Origin of the sequence: Streptomyces sp. NPDC006365 (assembly GCF_042870755.1) — a bacterium.
Taxonomy (GTDB): Bacteria; Actinomycetota; Actinomycetes; order Streptomycetales; family Streptomycetaceae; genus Streptomyces; species Streptomyces xiangluensis.
In genome coordinates this window covers 1-19,696 of the sequence record NZ_JBIAHS010000022.1, presented here as the reverse complement: position 1 = coordinate 19,696, position 19,696 = coordinate 1, and the positions used below count along the sequence as shown (strand labels likewise).

The following is a 19,696-nucleotide window of genomic DNA, read 5'->3' as shown; positions in this document are numbered from 1 at the left end:
GCGTTGCCGGGAGGGGGCGTTGCGGGTGATCTTCTACGACGGGCATCCACGGCATACGCATCCTCGGCTGGCGGTGGCTTGTGATGCGCGGCGGAGGGCGGCGTTGCGGGTGTTGGGGTGCGTGGTGCGGGCTTGTGAGGGGGAGTGGGGGTTCGGGCAGGCACGGGAGCCTGGGGGCGGGACTCGGATGTGGGCGGTTCTGCCTTGGCGGGGGGCTCGGGGCTATGCGGGGGTGGGGGGTGGGGGGTGAGGCGGGATGAGATGCGAGCCGGGCGCTATTCCTGGTCTTCGGCCCGGGTGCGGGCTTGGGTGGCTCGGTCGGGGGCGTTGGCGTGGGTGAAGGCGTCAGCGGCCTGGAGCCAGCAGGCGCGGGCGTCGGAAGGACGGCCGGCGGACTCGTGGGCGGAGGCCAGGTTGCGGAGGGTCCGGCCTGCCCGGTACCAGTCCTCGAACTCCCGGAAGATCTCCAGGGCCTTGCCGTACGCCTCAATCGCCTCCTCCGCCGGGCCCGCCTTCTCCAGGGCAATGCCGAGGCAGGTCCACGCGATGCCCTCGTGGTGGCGGTCCCCGGCCGCCTGGTGCAGGTCGCGGGCGCGGGTGTGAGCGTCGACCGCCTCCCCCACCCGGCCCGCCTTCTCCAGGGCAATGCCAAGGCAGGTCCACGCGATGCCCTCGCGCTGGCGGTCCCCGGCCGCCCGGTGCAGGTCGCGGGCGCGGGTGTGAGCGTCGACCGCCTCCCCCACCCGGCCCGCCTCCCGGAGGGCGTTGCCGAGGTTGGTCCACGCATCGCCCTCGCCAAGGCGGTTCCCGGCGCGGTGGGCGGCCTCCCGGGCGGCCCGGGCAACGGTGATCCAGTCGTCGAAGGACCGCCGCCAGCGCAGGTACACCGCCAGGCATTCGGCCAGCCGCACCGCCGCATCCGCGTACCGCTGGGGTATCGGGATGGGGCGAGGCCTTGGGGCCCCTGTCGCGCGCCGTACCAACACCAACTGGCAGATTCGGGCCACCCGATCACTGCCCACTCGTGACCTGACCTGGGATTTTCTCAGCTGTCATTGGCCCAAATCTGCCAATTTCCCTCAACACGGCCCAGAGGACGGCCCGGAGCGAACGCCCGCCTTCAGATTTCAGGGTCGGGGGTGAACCAAGCTCGGGATGACTGCGGCGCCGTAAGCAAAAGGATCATCACGATTGCGAGCAGAAGGGTCAGGAACCCGAACAATATCGCCATGACCCGGGCGCCGCGATTGCCTTGCCACAGGCCGAGGGCTATCGAGCCCGGTAGGAGTGCGACGAGGCTGAGTAGCGCGAAACCCGGCTCGCCGCCTGTGATCGCAATGACCACACCAGAGACCAGAATGAAAGCGGCCATCAACGCATAGATCACAGCCGCTCCGACGACCGGCGTCGGCGGTCTGTGCATCTCATCTGAGGTCGTCATCTGGCTGACGATAGCGCCGCCGGCCCGGGACCGGTCCCGACGTCCGCCGTCGTCCCTACACCCGGGCCGAGGCCCTGGACGAAGCCGACCGAGCGCGCGTCCGCGCGGAGGCGACAGACCCCAGGCCCGCCTCCTCCAATTCTCACCCCTTGACCGCCCCACCCAATGCAAAGCCCCCGCCCAACCTCCGCGCGACGAGCACATACAACAAAATCACCGGCGTCGAGTAAATAATCGAGAACGCGGCCAACTGCCCATAAACCACTGTCCCCCGATTCCCGAAGAAGTCATTGATGCTCACCGAAGCCGGCATCTGATCCGGACTCAGCAGCAGCATGAACGGCACAAAGAAGTTCCCCCACATCATCACGAACGAGAAGACCGTCACCACTCCCACACCCGGCCCCATCAGCGGCAGCACGATCCGCAGCAGCGACTGGAACGACGACGCGCCGTCCGTCCAGGCCGCCTCCTCCAACTCCTTCGGCACCCCGTCCATGAAATTCTTCATCAGCCAAATGGCAAAAGGCAGTTGAGAAGCCGCGAAGAAGAAGATCGTGCCCTGCATGGTGTCGATCAGGTCCACCTGCACGAACAACGCGTACACCGGAACCATGATCGCCGTGATCGGCAGACTCGTTGCGAAGAGAATCGTCAGCAGGAACGGCCGGTTGAGCCGGGACCGGAACCGTGACAGCGGGTAGGCCGCCAGAGCCGCGCAGACGACCGTCAGCAGGGTCGCCCCGCCGCACAGGATCAGGCTGTTGAGCAGGGGCGTGAAAGTGATGTCGGGTTCGAGTACGGCGTCGAAGTTGTCCAGGGTGACGCCGTCGGGGATCTTCACCTGCAGGTTGGCGTCCGGGTCCAGGGCGGAGAGGACCACCCAGGCCAGCGGCAGGACGAAGGCCGCCGCTACGACGAGGAGGCCGGCGTCGGCGGCGTAACGGCGGTTGGCGCGGCGGGACTTGAGGGTCGGAGCTACGGGCATCTCAGACCTCCGTCCGCAGCAGTCGCAGATAGACGACCGAGAACAGCGAACCGACCACGAGAAGCAAGAGCGCCACGGCAGTCCCGTACCCGATCATGCTTTTCTGGAAGGCCTGTTCGTACATGAAGAGGGGGAGGGTCTGACTGCGGTTTCCCGGGCCGCCTCTCGTCATGACCCAGATCAGGCCGAAGACCGACAGCGTCTGGAGCGTGTTGAGCATCAGGTTCGTACCGATGGAACGTCTGATCATCGGGAGCGTGATGTGCCACATGCGGTGCCAGCCGCCCGCACCGTCGACCTCCGCGGCTTCCGTGATCTCCTTCGGGATCTCATTCAGCGCCGCCGAGTACACCAGCATCGAGAAAGCCGTGCCCCGCCATACGTTGGCGAAGGAGACGGCCAGGATCGGGAGCGTGAACAGCCAGTTCTGGGACGGGAGATGCAGCCAGTCCAGAATGGCGTTCAACGTGCCTTCGCGGCGGAAGAAGGCGTACAGGAGGAAGCCTGCTACGACTTCCGGCAGTACCCAGGCCGTGATCACGATGCCGCCCGTGAGCGTGCGAACGGGCTTTGACGCGCGCTGCATGAGCGAGGCGAGGGCCAGGCCCAGGGTGTTCTGGCCGATGAGGGAGCTGAGGACGGTGAACACCAGCGTCAGCCATACGGCGTTGAGGAACGCATCGTCCTGGAAGGCCTCGCGGAAGTTGTCGAAGCCGACGAAGGACGACTCGGCCTGGCCGGTGAGTTGGAGGTCCGTGAAGGCGATGTAGGCGCAGTACGCGATGGGGCCCGCGAGGAAGAGGACCAGGAGGACGAGGGCGGGGGAGACGGGGAGGGCTCGGGTGAGTGTGCGGCGCAGGGAGCGGCTCTTCGGCGTGGGCGGTGGGGCGGTCGGTCCTGGCGCGGTCTTGACGACGCCGGGACCGGCCGGGGGCGCGGCGGTCATGAACGGCTGCTCACTTCTCGCTCAACTCCCGCTTCTCGCTCACTTCTTGATCACTTGGTTGTCCGTGGCCGACTTGAGTTCCTCGTCGTAGCCGCTCGCCGCCTCCTCGACCGAGCTGTCGCCCGTCGTCACACCCTCCATGGCCTCCTGGATCGCCGTCGAGACCTTCGGATACGCGGGGTAGGCGGGACGGTAGTGCGTAATGGACACCAAGTCCGTGAAGAACTTGATGCCGGGCTGCGCCTTTTGGTACTCGGGGTCGTCGGCGACGTCCTTCCGTACCGCGATACCGGAGTTGGCGATGTACCACTTCTGGGCATTCGCCTTCGTCTGCATGGTCTCGATGAACTTGAAGGCCAGGTCGGGATTGGCGGCCTTGTCCGGGATCGCCCAGGTCCAGCCGCCGGACATACTCACCTTGCCGGGGGCCTGACCGTTCTGGGTCGGCATATGGGCGAGGCCGAGTTTCTGCGACCACTCGGGCCATTCATGGCCGCTGCCCTCCAGCCAGTCCTGCGGAAGCCACGAGCCGTCGAGGTTGATGCCGAGCTTGCCTTCGGGGAGGAGCTCACCGCGGACGCGGGTCGCGAAGTTCGGGTCGAGGGCATCGGAGACGTCAGGGCCGAGCTTCTCCTTGTAGACCGTTTCCACGAAGGCGAGGGCGTCCTTGAAACCCTGGCTTCCGGCGACCCATTTCTTCGACGCCTCGTCGTACAGCGGGTCCGACCCTCCGTCGCCCGTTCCGTAGAGGAGCATTTCGAAGCCCTGCATGGTGGCGGCTTCGCCGGCCGGCTTGCCCGTATAGACGTTCAACGGGGTGACACCGGGGACCTTTTCCTTGATCGTACGGGCCGCTTCGAGGATGTCGTCCCACGTCTTGGGCTGCCAGTTCTCCTCAAGCCCGGCCTTCTCGAAGATGGCCTTGTCGAACCAGAGGCCCCGGGTGTCGGTGCCATCGGGGACGCCGTACGTCTTCCCGTCCTGGGCCTTGGCCGCCGCCTTGGCCGTGTCGATGAACTGGTTCCAGTCCTTCCACTTGCTCAGGTAGGGATCGAGGGGCTTCAAGTACCCACTCGTGATGTCCGAGTTGATGAGGAACGTGTCCTCGTAGACCAGATCGGGCGCGGTCTTCGGCGAGCGCAGCATTTGCTGCACCTTTGTGTAGTACTCGGAATCCGGGGCCTTGATCGGAACGAGTTTGACCTTCTTGCCCGGATTCTCCTTCTCGAACTGCTTCTTGATGTCGGCGAGGAAGTTGTCCAGGACGCGGATGTTGTTGTCCGTGGACTGTTTGAAAGAGACTTCGACCGTGTCCGGATCACTCCCGGAGCCGCCGCCGCAGGCGGTGACGGCTCCGGCGGCGGTGACGACGAGCGTTCCGGCAAGAAGCAGGCGGGCGGGGGCAGTTCGGCGGGTTCGGGTACGAGTGCGGAGGGGAGCGGCGGTGGGGCGCACGGGCAGGACCTCCTACTGGCCGACGTCGTTGTGGGCCGAGTTTTGGTTGCTGCCCGGTGAACGTAAGAGGGCGGACTATTTCGGGTCAATGACCTTGCACGGAGTTCCCGTTATGGCCCCGTCACCCATCGATACTGCAACTCCGGCCTCCCCACCTGCCCGTACTGAGGATTCCGCCCCGCCCGCCCCGCATCCACCAGGTGTTCCAGATACCGCCGGGCAGTGATCCGGGATATCCCGACCGCCTCCGCCACCCCCGCCGCGGTCAGTCCCTCCGCGGAGTCCCGCAGCGCCCGGGTCACCCGCTCCAGCGTCGGCCCGCTCAGCCCTTTGGGCAGCTCCGCGGGCCCCGGTGCGCGCAAGGTCGCCAGCGCCCTGTCCACCTCGTCCTGGCCGCTGGCCTCGCCGGCCGCCGCGTGGAACTCCGCGTACCGAACGAGGCGGTCCCGCAGGGTTGCGAAGGTGAACGGCTTCAGGACGTACTGCACGACGCCCAGAGAGACCCCCTCCCGTACGACCGTGAGGTCCCGCGCGGAGGTGACCGCGATGACGTCCGCGTGATAGCCGGCGGCGCGGAGCGAGCGCGCGAGCTGCAGGCCGTGGCCGTCCGGGAGATGGAGGTCGAGGAGCAGCAGATCCACCGGCATCCGGTCCAGCGCCCGCCGTGCCTCCGCCCCGGTGTGCGCCTTGCCCACCGCCGTGAAACCGGGCACGCGCCCGACGTACATGACATGCGCGTCCGCCGCGACGGGATCGTCCTCGACGACCAGGACGCGGATGTCCTTGGAGGGCGTGCTCATGCGGTGCCTCCGTGCGGGGTGGGCTGCGGAGTCGGCTCGAACTCGGACTCGGGCTCGGCGTGGACCTTAGTCCCCTTGGCCGAAAACCGCCCCGTCGAAGCTTCCTCCGAAGTCGCCCGCCCCGTCCCCGGCAGCGGCAACCGCGCCTCGAACGACGCCCCGCCGCCTGCGGCATCCGCCACGGTCAGCGTCCCGTCGTGACGGCTGACGGCCTGCCGTACGAGCGCCAGTCCGAGCCCCCGGCCTCCCGGACCCGCCGGCTTGGTCGACCAGCCGCGCTCGAAAACCGCCTCCGTGTGGGCCGGGTCCACGCCGTCCCCGGTGTCGCTGACCCGCAGGACCAGGCCCGACTCGTCGGCGAGTGCGGTGACCGTGACGCGGGCGCCGACCGAACCCTGGGCCGCGTCCACCGCGTTGTCGATCAGGTTGCCGAGCACGGTCACCAGGTCGCGTGCGGGGAGCGAGTCCGGGAGCAGGCCGTCGTCGATGCTGCTGTCCCCGGAGACGACCAGCTCGACGCCCCGCTCGTTCGCCTGGGCCGCCTTGCCCAGCAGCAAGGCCGCGAGCACCGGCTCGCTCACCGCCGCGACCACCTGGTCCGTCAGCGCCTGGGCCAGTTCCAGCTCGGCCGTGGCGAAGTCGACGGCCTCGTCCGCGCGGCCCAGCTCGATCAGTGAGACCACCGTGTGAAGGCGGTTCGCGGCCTCGTGCGCCTGCGAGCGGAGCGCCTGTGTGAAGCCGCGCTCCGAGTCCAACTCGCCCATCAAGGACTGGAGTTCGGTCACATCGCGCAGGGTCACGACCGTGCCCCGGCGTTCGCCGCCCGACACCGGCGAGGTGTTCACCACGAGCACCCGGGAGGAGGTGAGATGCAGGTCGTCCACGCGCGGTTCCGCCGACAGCAGTGCCCCCGTCAGCGGTGCGGGCAGCCCGAGGTCCGCCACCGAGCGGCCGACCACATCGCCGTTCACCCCGAGCAGTTCGCGCCCGCCGTCGTTGATCAACGCCACCTTGAACTGCCCGTCCAGCATCAGCAGCCCCTCGCGCACGGCATGCAGCGCGGCCTGGTGATAGTCGTGCATCCGGCTGAGCTCGCCCGCGTTCATCCCGTGGGTGGAGCGCCGCAGCCGGGCGTTGATCACGTACGTACCGACGGCGCCCAGCGCCAGCGCGCCCACCGCGACGCCGAACAGCCCCGTCACCTGGTCCTGCACCCGCTCGCTTATGGCCTCGACCCGGATGCCCGCGCTGACCAGGCCGACGATGCGGCCGTTGTCGTAGATCGGCGTGACGGCTCGTACGGACGGGCCGAGCGTGCCCGTGTACACCTCCGTGAACGTCTCGCCCCTGAGGGCACGCTCCGTGTGCCCGAGGAAGGGCCGGCCGATCTGGTTCTTGTCGGGGTGTGTCCAGCGGATGGCCTTCGTGTTCATGATCGTGACGAAGTCGACCTGTGCGTGGCGCCGCACCTCGTTCGCATACGGCTGGAGGAGCGCCGACGGATCGGAGGTCCGTATGGCCTCCCGTACGGAAGGGGAGTCCGCTACGGAACTGGCCACGCCCCTGGCCTGACGGCCCGCCGCGTCCTCGGTCTGGCTGCGGTCGCTGACGTAGGTGAACAGGGCGCAACCGGCCACCACGACGGCGACGAGAACTGCCTGCATGGCAAAGAGCTGGCCCGCCAGGCTGCGGGGCCGGGGGATACGCATGAAATCAGTCTGCATCGTTGCGTCCACGTGAACTAAATGAACGGAAGGGTGACCGGCCTCACAGCCCACGGGATAGTCACCGCAACCCCCGGACGTGAGCCGCACGCCGGTGATGCGACGATGACGTCAAGGAGGCAGCCGTGACGAGTACGTCCAAAACGGCAGCTACCAATCCCGCCGGCAAGCGGGACCGCACCCACTACCTCTACATCGCGGTGATCATCGCGGTGGTGCTCGGCATCACCGTCGGTCTGGTCGCCCCCGACTTCGCGGTCGAGCTGAAGCCCATCGGCACCGGCTTCGTGAACCTGATCAAGATGATGATCTCGCCGATCATCTTCTGCACCATCGTGCTGGGCATCGGCTCGGTACGGAAGGCCGCGAAGGTCGGCGCGGTGGGTGGCATCGCACTCGGCTACTTCACGGTGATGTCGCTGGTCGCGCTCGGTATCGGCCTGCTCGTCGGCAACATCGTCGACCCGGGTACGGGCCTCGCGGTCACCGACGCGGTCAAGGAGACCGGTCAGGCACAGGTCACCGAGGCCAAGAACACCGAGGAGTTCCTGCTCGGCATCATCCCGACCACGATCGTCTCCGCGTTCACCGGCGGTGAGGTCCTGCAGACCCTCCTCGTTGCCCTGCTCGCCGGCTTCGCACTCCAGGCGATGGGTGACGCCGGCCAGCCGATCCTGCGCGGTGTCGAGCACATCCAGCGCCTCGTCTTCCGCATCCTCGCCATGGTGATGTGGGCCGCCCCGATCGGTGCTTTCGGTGCCATCGCAGCCGTCACCGGCTCCGCCGGCCTTGACGCGCTCAAGAGCCTCGCCGTGCTGATGCTCGGGTTCTACGTCACCTGCTTCCTCTTCATCTTCATCGTGCTCGCCGGGCTGCTGCGGGTCGTCGCAGGCCTGAACATCCTCAAGCTCTTCAAGTACCTGGGCCGTGAGTTCCTGCTGATCCTGTCCACCTCCTCCTCCGAGTCCGCGCTGCCGCGGCTCATCGCGAAGATGGAGCACATGGGCGTCAGCAAGCCCGTGGTCGGCATCACCGTCCCGACCGGCTACTCCTTCAACCTCGACGGCACCATGATCTACATGACCATGGCGTCCCTCTTCATCGCCGATGCCATGGGTACGCCGATGTCGGTGGGCGAGCAGATTCCGCTGCTGCTGTTCCTGCTGGTCGCCTCGAAGGGTGCGGCGGGTGTCACCGGTGCGGGTCTCGCCACCCTGGCGGGTGGCCTCCAGTCGCACAAGCCCGCGCTGGTCGACGGCATCGGTCTGATCGTCGGCATCGACCGCTTCATGAGCGAGGCGCGCGCCCTGACGAACTTCGCGGGCAACGCGGTCGCCACGGTGCTCATCGGTACGTGGACGAAGGAGATCGACCGTGAGCGGGTCGATCAGGTGCTGGCGGGGCAGCTGCCGTTCGACGAGAAGACGCTTCTTGACGACGATGCGGCTCCCGCCGGGGATGGCGCGGCCTCTTCTCGCGAGGGCGAGGACAAGGAACTCGCCAAGGCGTAGTGCTCCGCAGGTAGCGCGGTTCTGCGGCTGCGGGTTGGTTGTGGCTGGTCGCGCAGTTCCCCGCGCCCCTCAAGGGCGCGGGGCGCCTCCGAAAACGCATAGGGACCCCCGAACTCCGGGCGGCTGGGCGCATCCCCCGTCGCTCAGCCGCCCGGTTTCAGTTGCTCAGCTCGGTCACCAGCTCGGTGGCCGGGCTGAGCCTTTGCTGCCACCTCCCCCCAACTCCCGCCGCCCGAAAAGCCTTTGACCGGTCCGCATGCAGGCCCCAGGCTGGGGAGCCGTAAGTGGTACGGAACGGTACGGAGGTGCGCATGGGGGACGACTCGGTGGTCACGGGCACGGAGGAGATGTCGGCGGACTACGTGGGCCGGGGCACTGCGCCGGCCGACGGGGCGCCACAGACCGACGGGAAGCCGTTCTCGTTGGACGAGGTCGGCGGTCTCTTCCACGAGTTCCTCCTGGCGGTCGCTCGGCCGGGGCGCAGGGACGGCAGCCGTGATCTCACCGAGCGGCTTCGTGCGCATCTGGGTACGGCGCCTCGGGACCAGCCGGTGGTCAAGGCCGCGTACCCCCCGTACGACCTGCCGAATGTCCACCTCGCCCTGGAACGCTGGTTCGCCGTCGAGGGGCGGACGCACGAGCTGATAGGGATGACCGGCGCGGAGAGCCGCGGCGACCTCACGCTGGGCGAGATCCTCGAATCGGCCAACCTGTACGACCGGTTCGTGCTCGGAGCCGTCGACTACGCGCATCTGCCGGTCTCCCCGGACGACGAACTCGCCTGTGTCTCGGCCGGGTTCTACCTCGGGCAGGAGGGCGAGGAGCGGTTCGCGCTGCTGCTGCGCGGACCGGCGGACGAGTACGGGCGCAACAAGGTCGAGCTCGAAGTCCTCGCTCCCGACAAGGCGTTCGCGGACCGGCTGCTCGCCGACATCGACGCGCTGATGCTCGAGCACAACATCTTCCGCGGGCAGATCCTCTCCTTCGACGGCTCGGAGTTCGACGAGGGCCTCGGACCGTTCCGCTTCCACCGCCGGCCGGCGCTGACGCGCGAGGAGATCGTGCTGCCGCCCGGTCTTCTGGAGCGGGTGGAGCGGCAGGTCGTCGGGGTGGCCCGGCGCCGCGAGCGGCTGCGTGCCGCGGGCCAGCATCTGCGCCGTGGACTGCTCCTGTACGGGCCGCCGGGTACCGGCAAGACCCACACCGTCCGCTACTTGCTCTCGCACCTCCCGGAGTTCACGGTCGTAATCCTCTCCGGTACGAGCATGGGCGCGATCGGCCCCGCGTGCCGGCTCGCCCGTATGCTCCAGCCCGCGCTCGTGGTCCTCGAGGACGTCGACCTGGTCGCCGAGGCCCGCGACTCCGACGGCGGCGCACAGCCCCTGCTCTTCCAGGTGCTGAACGAGATGGACGGCCTCGGCGACGACGCCGACGTGGCCTTCCTCCTCACCACCAACCGGGCCGACCTCCTCGAACCGGCCCTCGTCCAGCGCCCCGGCCGCGTCGACCTCGCCGTCGAGATCCCGCTCCCGGACGCCGACGGCCGCGCCCGCCTCCTCGGCCTGTACGGAGCCGGCCTCGACCTCGGCAAGGACATCACCGAGGAGATCGTCACCCGCACCGAGGGCGTGACGGCCTCCTTCACCAAGGAGCTGGTACGCCGGGCCGTACTGATCTCCGCCGAACGCGAGGCGGACCGCACGGAAACGGCCGACCTCCGGGCAGCGGTCGACGAGTTGCTGTCGGACCGCGACCGCCTGACCCGCCGGCTTCTGGGCGTGAAGCACCCGGACGACGACGTTGACGCGGCTGACGAAGACTGGCTGATCGAGGAGAACGAGGACGACCACGGGGCCTAGAGCGGTGCCGTCGCATGGACCTTTGCCTTGACGTCGGCGTCAAGGATTACCGTCGCAGCATGCGAATCGGCGAGCTGGCGGCGCGGGCCGGGACCACCACGCGGACCCTCCGGTACTACGAGTCGCGGGGACTGCTGCCCGCGCGACGCGGTTCCAACGGATACCGGACCTACGACGAGCACGATCTGCGGCTGCTGGAGCAGATCAGGACGTTGCAGGACTTCGGCTTCGAGCTGGAGGAGACGCGGCCCTTCGTGGAGTGTCTGCGGGCCGGGCACCCAGAGGGCGACTCGTGCCCTGCGTCGCTCGCCGTGTACCGGCGCAAGCTCGGTGAACTGGACGCGCTGATCGGCGAGTTGGAGGCCGTACGCGCACAGGTCGGCGAGCAGCTGGCGAAGGCCGAGGCGGCACGCGACGAGCTGGCGGCCGGGGCGGAGGTTCCGGGCGGCCCGGAACCCGTATGCGAGTGGGGAGGGCGGACGCGGTGATCAAGGCAGAGGGCGTGGCCGAGGTGACGGAGGCGGACTTCGAGGAGGAGGTGATCGGGGCGGAGCTGCCCGTGCTGGTGGAGTTCACGGCCGACTGGTGCCCGCCGTGCCGGCAGATCGCGCCGGTGCTGAGCGCCGTCGCCTCCGAGGAGCGCGACCGGCTCAAGGTGGTCCAGCTGGACGTGGACACGAATCCGGAGATCACGAACGCGTACGGGGTGCTGTCGATGCCCACGCTCATGGTGTTCCGGGGCGGCGAGCCGGTGAAGTCCATGGTGGGAGCCAGGTCGAAGCGGCGGCTGCTGGAGGAGCTGTCCGACGTGCTCTGACCTCGCGACGTCACTGACCTCACGTACAAAGAAATCCCCCGCAGGTAATTGCCTGCGGGGGATTTCTTTGCGTATATTTAATGGTTCGCGACTTCACGTAAATTGGGTCGCGGAAAAGTTCAGTAGGCACAGTATATCGGGCCGGGAGTGGAATTGTCAAACAGCGATTTTCCGGACGATGAATTCCGCCGGGAGCAGGAATTCATCGACGGGTTGTACGCGCGCGTCGACGCCCTGCGCGGCGGCACCGAGGTCTCCGTGACGGACGCGCTCGCGCAGGGCCACACGCCGCAGCAGGCCCGACTGGAGCGGGACATCCTCGTCGCCGAGCGCTCGGGGCTGCTCGCCGCGCTGAACGCGGTGGACGGTTCCCTCTGCTTCGGCCGGATCGACCTCACCAACGGAACCACCCACCACATCGGCCGTATCGGAATCCGCGCCGACAACACCGAGCACACCCCGATCCTGATCGACTGGCGGGCCCCGGTCGCCCGCCCGTTCTATCTCGCCACCGGCCATACGCCCATGGATCTGCGCCGCCGCCGGCACATCACCACCGAGGGCCGCGCCGTCACCGCCCTGCACGACGAGATCCTCGACCTGGGCGACCAGGAACGCACCGGCCATGAGGACCCCAGCGGCGACGCCGTGCTGCTCGCCGCCCTCAACTCCGCGCGCACCGGCCGTATGGGCGACATCGTGCGGACCATCCAGGCCGAGCAGGACCGCATCATCCGCGCCCCGCACCGTGGCGTACTGGTCGTGGAGGGTGGCCCCGGCACCGGCAAGACGGCCGTGGCCCTGCACCGCGCCGCGTATCTCCTGTACGAACACCGGGAGTTGCTCGCCAAGCGGGCCGTCCTGATCGTGGGCCCGAACCCGGCGTTCCTCGGCTACATCGGCGAGGTCCTGCCCTCACTCGGCGAGACGGGCGTGCTGCTCGCGACAGTCGGCGAGCTGTTCCCCGGCGTGCACGCGACCGCGACCGACACCCCCGAGGCCGCCGCCGTGAAGGGCCGCGCCGACATGGCGGACGTCCTGGCCGCCGTCGTGCGAGACCGTGAGGCCCTGCCCGACCCGGTGATCGGCATCGAGCACGACCGGGAAATCCTGCTGCTCGACGACGATCTGGTACGCGTCGCCCGTGGGCGCACCCGTGAGGCCCGGCTGCCGCACAACGCCGCCCGCGAGATCTTCGAGGGCCACATCCTCAACATCCTCACCGACATGGTCGCCGAGCGGATCGGCACGGATCCGTACGACGGCTCGAACCTGCTCGACGCCAGCGACATCACGCAGATCCGCGACGAACTGGCCGAGAATCCCGAAGTCTGGTCGGCCATCGACCAGTTGTGGCCGCGCATCACCCCGCGGCGGCTCGTCTCGGACTTCCTCGCCGAGCCCGACGGCTATGTCCCCGAGGCGGACGCCGACGCCATCCGGCGCCCGGTGACGCGCGCCTGGACCACCGCCGACGTCCCCCTCCTCGACGAGGCCGCCGAACTCCTCGGCGAGGACGACCGGCCGGCGCGGGCCGCGGCCGAGAGGGAACGCGAGCAGCAAGTGGCGTACGCGCAGAGCGTGCTGGACATCTCGTACGCCTCACGGACCTACGAGTTCGAGGACAAGGAGGAGGACGATCCCGAGGGGGCCGAGGTCCTCTCCGCGCACGACATCATCGACGCCGAGCGGATGGCCGAGCGGCACGAGGAGGACGACCACCGCAGCGCCGCCGAGCGTGCCGCGGCCGACCGTACCTGGGCGTTCGGGCACATCATCGTGGACGAGGCGCAGGAGTTGTCGCCGATGGCGTGGCGGCTGCTGATGCGGCGCAGTCCGACGCGTTCGATGACGCTGGTCGGGGATCCGGCACAGACGGCCGACGCGGCGGGCGTCGGCTCCTGGTCCGGCATCCTCCACTCGTACGTCCAGGACCGCTGGGAGCACACCCGCCTCGCCGTCAACTACCGCACTCCGTCCGAGGTCATGGATGTCGCCGCGGCCGTGGTGCGCGCCGAGGATCCCGGCTTCGAGCCGCCGAGTTCGGTGCGGTCGACGGGCGTACGGCCCTGGGCGCGGGCCACCGACGACCTGCCGGGAGCCGTGGCGAAGGCGGTCGCGGAACTGACTCCGGAGGAGGGGCGGTTGGCGGTGATCGCGCCCCGCGATCTGCACCGGGCGCTGGCCGCACGTCTTGACGGCGTCACCGCGGGCGAGGAACCCGACCTGACGCGGTCCGTCGTACTCCTCGACCCCCGGCAGGCCAAGGGCCTGGAGTTCGACTCGGTGCTGGTGGTGGAGCCGTCGCGGTACGGCACGAGCGATCTGTACGTGGCGCTGACGCGCGCCACGCAGACGCTGGGCGTCGTACACACGGGGGAACTGCCTCAGGCGCTGGCGGCGGCCTTCTGAGCGGCCCGGCTTTGCGGGTGGATCCCGACATCTCCCGCATCCATCACCAAGTCGTAACAGTTGGCGTCATGGTCACAGCTTGTGCACGTCCGGTGCTGTAAGCGTGTTCGCATGGACCCTCAACCGTTCGCCATGGCTCCGGCCGAGGCGCCCCCGCTCGAGTCGTTGCGCGTCGAGCCACTGCTGACGTCGGCGTTCGACACGGACCCGGCGGGCGTGTACGCGCAACTGCGACGTATGTACGGTCCGGTGGCGCCGGTCGGGCTCATGGGTGTACCGGTGTGGCTGGTCCTCGACTACCGCGAGGTCCTGGAGGTGCTCCGCAAGGAGAGCGTGTGGCGGCGGGACATCCGGTACTGGCGGGCGCGGGCGGAGGGGCGGCTGCCGCAGGACTGGCCGCTGCTCGCCGGGTACGAGGTCCGGCAGACGATGTTCATGGACGACGAGGAGCATCTGGCCGCCCGGCAGACGTACCACTCGGCGCTCCATCCGTTCCAGGACGCTCGTACGCCGCAGGGCTGGGAACTTCGCTCGGCCGTCGTGTCGTACGCGGACGAGCTCGTCGCCATGCTGGCCGCTGAGTCCGGTACCGCGGGGTTCATGGACCTGGCCGCGCAGTACACCAGACCCCTGCTGCTGATGGTCACGACCCGGCTGTTCGGCTGTCCCGTCGAACTCGGCGACGAGATGGTCATGGACCTGTGGCGGATGCTCGACGGCGGACCCGACGCGGGGCCCGCCACCGGGCGGGCGCTCGCGGCCATGACACGACTGGCCGCGCATCGGCGGGCCGTGCCCGGCGACGACCTCACGTCCTACCTGCTCCTCGCCGATCCGTCCCTGTCCGACGAGCAGCTGGGCCGGGAGCTGTTCATGAACGCGGTGTATCTCAACGACATCACCGGCAACATGGTGTGCAACACGCTGCTGGAGGTGCTGCGCGGCAACGCCACCGTCCGGCGGAGCCTGTCGGCCGGCCTGATCGGCGAGACCGTCAACCGGGCCGCGCTGGCCAACGCGCCGGTCGCCAACATGTGCTTCCGCTTCGCGGCGCGTGATGTGCGGCTCGGCAACTTCTGGATCCGGGCGGGCGATGTGGTCTCGCCGTCCGCGGCGGCGGCCCATCAGGATCTGATGGCGATCGGGTCCCACCTCGTGGACTCCACGGTGAGTACGCGGGCGCATCTGGGGTGGGGGGCGGGGCCGCACCAGTGCCCCACCGCTGCCCGCGAACTGGCGGGCGCGGTGGTGGCCACGGCTGTGGGCCGAGTCTTCGACCACTTCAAGAAGGTGGAACTCACGCTTCCCGCCGACCAGTTGCCCTGGCGCTCGGGGCCGGTCGTACGGGGGCTACGGCTGCTCCCCGTCCGCTACGAACTCGGCGCGGGCCATCCCGTCCTCGGCCAGGGGCCGCCGCCGCGCGCCGCCGCGAACGGGGCGCCGGATTCCTCGCACGTGTCCAGGCATCATGCGAGGGGGTTGCTGGCGGCGCTGCGGCATTTGATGTGGGGCACGCGAAAGGGGGATTGAGGGGTTGGTTTCGACCCCGCCCTACGCCGGCCGCAGCCACACCGTGGAAAGCGGCGGCAACGTGAGCCGAATGCTCGCCGGGCGGCCGTGCCAGCCCTGGGCGTCCGGCTTGAGCGGGTCGGGACTTGTCACGTCGCTGCCGCCGTACTGGGCGGAGTCGGTGTTCAGGACCTCGTGCCAGGCGGGGATGTCGGCCGGGACCCCGACCCGGTATTCGTGCCGGACCACCGGCGAGAAGTGGGACACCACCAGCAGCGGCGAGCCCGCCGCGTCGAAGCGCAGGAACGCGAAGACGTTGTCCTCCGCCGCGTCGCCGGTGACCCAGGAGAACCCGGAGGGATCCGTATCGCGCTCCCAGAGCGCCGGAGCCCGGCGGTAGACGGAGTTCAGGTCGCCGACCAGGTCGCGTACACCCCGGTGATCCGCCTCCGCGCCGTAGGCCGGATCGAGCAGCCACCAGTCCGGCCCGTGACTCTCCGACCATTCCGCTCCTTGCGCGAACTCCTGGCCCATGAAGAGGAGCTGCTTACCGGGATGCGCCCACATGAAGCCCAGATATGCCCGGAGATTCGCTCGCTGCTGCCACCAGTCACCCGGCATCTTCGACACCAACGACCGCTTGCCGTGGACGACTTCGTCGTGCGAGATCGGAAGGACGTAGTTCTCGCTGTAGGCGTACACCATCGAGAACGTCATCTCGTTGTGGTGGTACTTCCGGTGCACGGGTTCCTTCGAGACATAGCCGAGCGAATCGTGCATCCAGCCCATGTTCCACTTCAGCCCGAAGCCGAGACCACCGAAGCCTCCGGGCCCGATGTGGTCGGTGGCGCGTGTGACTCCGTCCCAGGCCGTGGACTCCTCGGCGATCGTGACGACGCCCGGCACACGCCGGTACACCGTGGCGTTCATCTCCTGGAGGAAGGCGACGGCGTCGAGGTTCTCGCGTCCGCCGTGGACGTTGGGCGTCCACTGGCCGTGTTCGCGTGAGTAGTCGAGGTACAGCATCGATGCCACGGCATCGACCCGCAGCCCGTCGATGTGGAACTCCTCGCACCAGTACACGGCGTTGGCGACCAGGAAGTTGCGTACCTCGCGGCGGCCGTAGTCGAACTCCAGGGTGCCCCAGTCGGGGTGTGCGGCGCGGAGCGGGTCCTCGTGCTCGTACAGCGGGCGGCCGTCGAATTCGGCCAGTGCCCAGTCGTCGCGCGGGAAGTGGGCGGGCACCCAGTCCATGATCACGCCGATGCCGGCCTGGTGGAGGGCGTCGACGAGGTGCTTGAAGTCGTCGGGGGTGCCGAGGCGGGCGGTGGGTGCGTAGAAGCCGGTGACCTGGTAGCCCCAGGAGCCGCCGAAGGGATGCTCGGCGACCGGCATCAGCTCGACGTGGGTGAAGCCCAGGTCGGAGACGTAGGTGGGGAGTTGTTCGGCGAGCTGGCGGTACGTCAGCCCGGGGCGCCAGGACGCGAGATGGACCTCGTACACCGACATCGGCGCCTCATGGGCGGGCCTGACCGCCCGGCGGGACAGCCACTCCTCGTCCTGCCACTCGTGGTGCGATGCGGTCACGATGGAGGACGTCTTGGGCGGTTCCTCGGTACGCCGCGCCATCGGATCGGCACGCATGGTCTTGGAACCGTCGGGCCGCGTGATCTCGAACTTGTAGAGCTCGCCCTCGCCGAGCCCGGGAACGAACAGCTCCCACACCCCGGAGGAGCCCAGCGACCGCATGGGGTAAGCGGTGCCGTCCCAGAAGTTGAACGAGCCGGCCAGCCGCACCCCGCGTGCGTTGGGCGCCCAGACCGTGAAGCGGGTGCCGGCCACCCCTTGGTGCTCCATCGGCTCCGCACCGAGCGCCTTCCACAACTGCTCATGGCGCCCCTCACCGAACAGATGCAGATCAAGGTCGCCGATGGCGGGCAGGAAACGGTACGCGTCCTCGACGTCCTGGACGGTCTCCTCGTACTCCACCACCAGTCGGTACGCCGGCACCTCCCGCAGCGGCAGCACGGCGGAGAAGTATCCCTCCCCGTCGTCGTGCAGCTCGGCCCGCAGCTCCTCCGTGACCACGGTGACGGCCCGCGCGTACGGCCGCAGCGTCCGGAAGACCACACCGCCCGGCACCGGATGCGCCCCGAGTACGGAATGCGGATCATGATGCGCCCCGCCCAGGAGGCGCTCCCGGTCACCGCGATCGAGTACGGCCAGGGGGCGCACTTCGGCACTGGGCGGCACCTCGGCCGCTGCACCGGGCGACGCCGCTGCCGCCGCCTCGGACGGCTCTGTCGCGGCCCCCGCGGGCCGCGCGTCCTCCACCGGCTGGGACTCCGGACCGACACCTGGCTTGGGTACCTCGTTCATGGCCTTGGCCTTCGCACTCTTCGGCTGCTGGGCGGCTGGATTCGGGCGGGATGTCACAGGTGAGGTCTCCTCGGCGGGGTGAGGTGGGGCGGATCAGGGTGCCGCGGGGCCGCCGGCCAGTCGGTGGACCGCGGTCAGCGGTACGGGCAGCCAGTCGGGCCGGTGCCGGGCCTCGTACACGACCTCGTAGATCGCCTTGTCCGTCTCGTACGCCCGCAGCAGTACCGGCTCGGAGCGCGGGTCACGGCCACTGACCTCGGCGTATCCCGTGCAGTACGCGGACCGGCAGCGATCGGCCCAGTCGGACACGAGCGGCATGGGGGTCCCCCCGCTCGAGCGAAGCCGAGAGTGGGGGAGGGAGTGCGCCGCGTAGTCGAAGGACCGCAGCATGCCCGCGATGTCCCGCGCGGTCGGCTGGGGCAGCCGGCGCTCGGCGAGCGGCTTCGACGGCTCGCCCTCGAAGTCGATCAGCGACCAGTCTCCGGCCGGGGCCCGCAGGCACTGCCCGAGGTGCAGATCGCCGTGTATCCGCTGCGCGGTCCAGGTCTCGCCCTCCGCCGCCAGCTCGGAGAGCGCGTCGAAGGCGGACCGCAAGCCGGGCGCGTACGGACGCAGCGCGGGCACCGCCTGGACCGCCGCCTCCAGACGCTCGATCATGCCGTCGACGAGCGTGTCCATCTGGTGGTGGCCCAGCGTGACCGTCGGCAGCGCACGGGCCAGCGCCGTGTGCACCTCGGCGGTGGCCTGCCCCAGCGCCCGCGCTTCCCCGGTGAAATCCTCGCCCTTGGCCAGCTCGCGCAGCGCCAGGTCCCAGCCGTCCGTGGCCCCGCGCACAAAGCGCTGCAGCACACCCAGGACGTACGTATCGCCGTCCAGGTCCCCGACCATCCAGCCGGCCGGCGCGGGCACCCGCGGGCAGTGCTCGCGGGCCAGCGCCAGCGGCAGCTCCAGATCGGGGTTGACGCCCGGCAGTATCCGGCGCAGCAGCTTCAGGATGAACGTATCTCCGTAGACGATGGACGAGTTGGACTGCTCGGCCGTCACCACCCGTGGCACCAGATCGTCCCGGAGCTCCTGCCGGGTGTCGCGCTCGAAGCGCAGCGCGCCGACCTGCGTCCTCGTCCGCAGCGCCTCGAGGAGCAGATCGGCGGCGCGTGGGTCGTGCAGCGCCTCGTACACGGTCTGCCCGGCCAGTGGCCCCTCTTCGGGATGGCCGATCAGCGCGGGCGCCAGCCGTGGCGGGAGCGCCTCGCGCACACCGATCAGGAGCTGGTAGCAGTCGCCGGGATGCGGCAGCGCGCCGTGCGCGGCGGTGAGCGGCTGATGGGCCCGTACGAGCAGATGCAGCAGCCCCAGCTTCGCGTTCCACGGCAGCAGCTCGACCGCCGCGACCAGCGAGAAACCGCTCACTGGGCGCCCTTTCCCCGCGAACCACCGCTGCCTCGGCAGCCACTCACGCAACAGTGGATCGAGGGACGCCAGGAGGCCCGGGCTCGTGGTGGCGGGGCTGGTGACGGCTTCCGACATGGCGTCGCGTCCTTTCCCCTTTTTCGGTTCGCCTTCGGGGCGCTCCGGCTCACGCGGGTGGGCGGGGTGTTACTGATGCGTGCCCAGGGCGGGGCGGTGAAAACCGCCCCCGCCTGTCGTTTTTGCGCTTTTGCGCAGTTCCCCGCGCCCCTCGCGGACTCCGTCGGCGGGGTCCTTGCGGGGCGCGAGGCAACTATCTACGCCATCTGTTTCTACGCCATGTCCTTGCGCAAGCGGAACCAGTAGAAGCCGTGGCCCGCGAGGGTGAGGAGGTAGGGCAGGTCGCCGATGGCGGGGAAGCGGACGCCGCCGATGAGTTCGACGGGGT

Annotated in this window: 16 protein-coding genes; 6 read left to right on the top strand and 10 right to left on the bottom strand. The window is 69.1% G+C overall.

What is annotated here, in order from left to right; translation table 11 throughout:
* Positions 1-275 precede the first annotated feature (275 nt).
* From ACFYO0_RS39115 to ACFYO0_RS39085, 7 genes are all read right to left on the bottom strand, one after another.
* On the bottom strand, positions 276-911 hold the full coding sequence (locus tag ACFYO0_RS39115; protein ID WP_388686040.1) for a tetratricopeptide repeat protein: 636 nt from the start codon (positions 909-911) through the stop codon (positions 276-278).
* A gap of 209 nt (positions 912-1,120) precedes the next feature.
* Positions 1,121-1,441, bottom strand: a complete 321-nt coding sequence (locus ACFYO0_RS39110; protein WP_388686037.1) for a hypothetical protein — start codon at positions 1,439-1,441, stop codon at positions 1,121-1,123.
* Positions 1,442-1,583: 142 nt separating this feature from the next.
* On the bottom strand, positions 1,584-2,429 hold the full coding sequence (locus tag ACFYO0_RS39105; protein WP_388686035.1) for a carbohydrate ABC transporter permease: 846 nt from the start codon (positions 2,427-2,429) through the stop codon (positions 1,584-1,586).
* 1 nt (position 2,430) lies between these two features.
* Positions 2,431-3,375: a carbohydrate ABC transporter permease gene (locus ACFYO0_RS39100; RefSeq protein WP_388686033.1), complete on the bottom strand. Its 945-nt coding sequence runs from the start codon at positions 3,373-3,375 to the stop codon at positions 2,431-2,433.
* Positions 3,376-3,414: 39 nt separating this feature from the next.
* Positions 3,415-4,836 carry an extracellular solute-binding protein gene (locus ACFYO0_RS39095; protein ID WP_388686217.1) on the bottom strand — a complete coding sequence of 474 codons (1,422 nt, stop codon included), beginning with the start codon at positions 4,834-4,836 and terminating at the stop codon, positions 3,415-3,417.
* A 104-nt stretch (positions 4,837-4,940) separates the two neighbouring features.
* Positions 4,941-5,630, bottom strand: coding sequence for a response regulator (locus tag ACFYO0_RS39090; RefSeq protein WP_388686031.1), 690 nt, complete (start codon positions 5,628-5,630; stop codon positions 4,941-4,943).
* Positions 5,627-7,339, bottom strand: a complete 1,713-nt coding sequence (locus ACFYO0_RS39085; RefSeq protein ID WP_388686028.1) for an ATP-binding protein — start codon at positions 7,337-7,339, stop codon at positions 5,627-5,629. The genes ACFYO0_RS39090 and ACFYO0_RS39085 overlap by 4 nt, the downstream gene beginning before the upstream one ends.
* A 140-nt stretch (positions 7,340-7,479) precedes the next feature.
* On the opposite strand from ACFYO0_RS39085, the gene ACFYO0_RS39080 reads away from it, so the two are divergent.
* The 6 genes from ACFYO0_RS39080 (at position 7,480) to ACFYO0_RS39055 (ending at position 15,483) form a co-directional block, all read left to right on the top strand.
* Positions 7,480-8,865 carry a cation:dicarboxylate symporter family transporter gene (locus tag ACFYO0_RS39080; RefSeq protein WP_388686026.1) on the top strand — a complete coding sequence of 462 codons (1,386 nt, stop codon included), beginning with the start codon at positions 7,480-7,482 and terminating at the stop codon, positions 8,863-8,865.
* 311 nt (positions 8,866-9,176) lie between these two features.
* Positions 9,177-10,724: an AAA family ATPase gene (locus tag ACFYO0_RS39075; RefSeq protein WP_388686023.1), complete on the top strand. Its 1,548-nt coding sequence runs from the start codon at positions 9,177-9,179 to the stop codon at positions 10,722-10,724.
* A 59-nt stretch (positions 10,725-10,783) separates the two neighbouring features.
* Positions 10,784-11,212, top strand: coding sequence for a MerR family transcriptional regulator (locus ACFYO0_RS39070; protein ID WP_388686021.1), 429 nt, complete (start codon positions 10,784-10,786; stop codon positions 11,210-11,212).
* Complete coding sequence (trxA, locus tag ACFYO0_RS39065; protein ID WP_388686020.1) at positions 11,209-11,541, top strand: thioredoxin; 333 nt, start codon at positions 11,209-11,211, stop codon at positions 11,539-11,541. Before ACFYO0_RS39070 ends, trxA begins: the two co-directional genes overlap by 4 nt.
* Positions 11,542-11,688: 147 nt before the next feature.
* The gene (locus tag ACFYO0_RS39060) at positions 11,689-13,953 is read left to right on the top strand and encodes a HelD family protein (protein WP_388686017.1); all 2,265 of its coding nucleotides are present in this window, start codon (positions 11,689-11,691) and stop codon (positions 13,951-13,953) included.
* Positions 13,954-14,064: 111 nt separating this feature from the next.
* Positions 14,065-15,483 (top strand): cytochrome, encoded by a 1,419-nt coding sequence (locus ACFYO0_RS39055; protein WP_388686015.1) that lies wholly within the window; start codon positions 14,065-14,067, stop codon positions 15,481-15,483.
* A gap of 21 nt (positions 15,484-15,504) precedes the next feature.
* Here the strand turns inward: ACFYO0_RS39055 and glgB are convergent, their stop codons facing one another.
* The 3 genes from glgB to ACFYO0_RS39040 form a co-directional block, all read right to left on the bottom strand.
* Entirely contained in the window at positions 15,505-17,898 is a 2,394-nt protein-coding gene (glgB, locus tag ACFYO0_RS39050; protein WP_388686012.1) for a 1,4-alpha-glucan branching enzyme, read from the bottom strand.
* Between the two features lie 36 nt (positions 17,899-17,934).
* The gene (locus tag ACFYO0_RS39045; RefSeq protein ID WP_388686009.1) at positions 17,935-19,368 is read right to left on the bottom strand and encodes a maltokinase; all 1,434 of its coding nucleotides are present in this window, start codon (positions 19,366-19,368) and stop codon (positions 17,935-17,937) included.
* A gap of 212 nt (positions 19,369-19,580) precedes the next feature.
* The coding region (locus tag ACFYO0_RS39040; RefSeq protein WP_344395138.1) for an alpha-glucosidase C-terminal domain-containing protein at positions 19,581-19,696 on the bottom strand (116 nt) is incomplete at its 5' end.

Bases quoted from the DNA above. Each gene is read 5' to 3' on its own strand.
- ACFYO0_RS39110 (WP_388686037.1), bottom strand. From the start codon at position 1,441: ATGACGACCTCAGATGAGATGCACAGACCGCCGACGCCGGTCGTCGGA.
- ACFYO0_RS39105 (WP_388686035.1), bottom strand. From the start codon at position 2,429: ATGCCCGTAGCTCCGACCCTCAAGTCCCGCCGCGCCAACCGCCGTTAC.
- ACFYO0_RS39100 (WP_388686033.1), bottom strand. From the start codon at position 3,375: ATGACCGCCGCGCCCCCGGCCGGTCCCGGCGTCGTCAAGACCGCGCCA.
- ACFYO0_RS39090 (WP_388686031.1), bottom strand. From the start codon at position 5,630: ATGAGCACGCCCTCCAAGGACATCCGCGTCCTGGTCGTCGAGGACGAT.
- ACFYO0_RS39085 (WP_388686028.1), bottom strand. From the start codon at position 7,339: ATGCGTATCCCCCGGCCCCGCAGCCTGGCGGGCCAGCTCTTTGCCATG.
- ACFYO0_RS39075 (WP_388686023.1), top strand. From the start codon at position 9,177: ATGGGGGACGACTCGGTGGTCACGGGCACGGAGGAGATGTCGGCGGAC.
- ACFYO0_RS39070 (WP_388686021.1), top strand. From the start codon at position 10,784: ATGCGAATCGGCGAGCTGGCGGCGCGGGCCGGGACCACCACGCGGACC.
- ACFYO0_RS39055 (WP_388686015.1), top strand. From the start codon at position 14,065: ATGGACCCTCAACCGTTCGCCATGGCTCCGGCCGAGGCGCCCCCGCTC.
- ACFYO0_RS39045 (WP_388686009.1), bottom strand. From the start codon at position 19,368: ATGTCGGAAGCCGTCACCAGCCCCGCCACCACGAGCCCGGGCCTCCTG.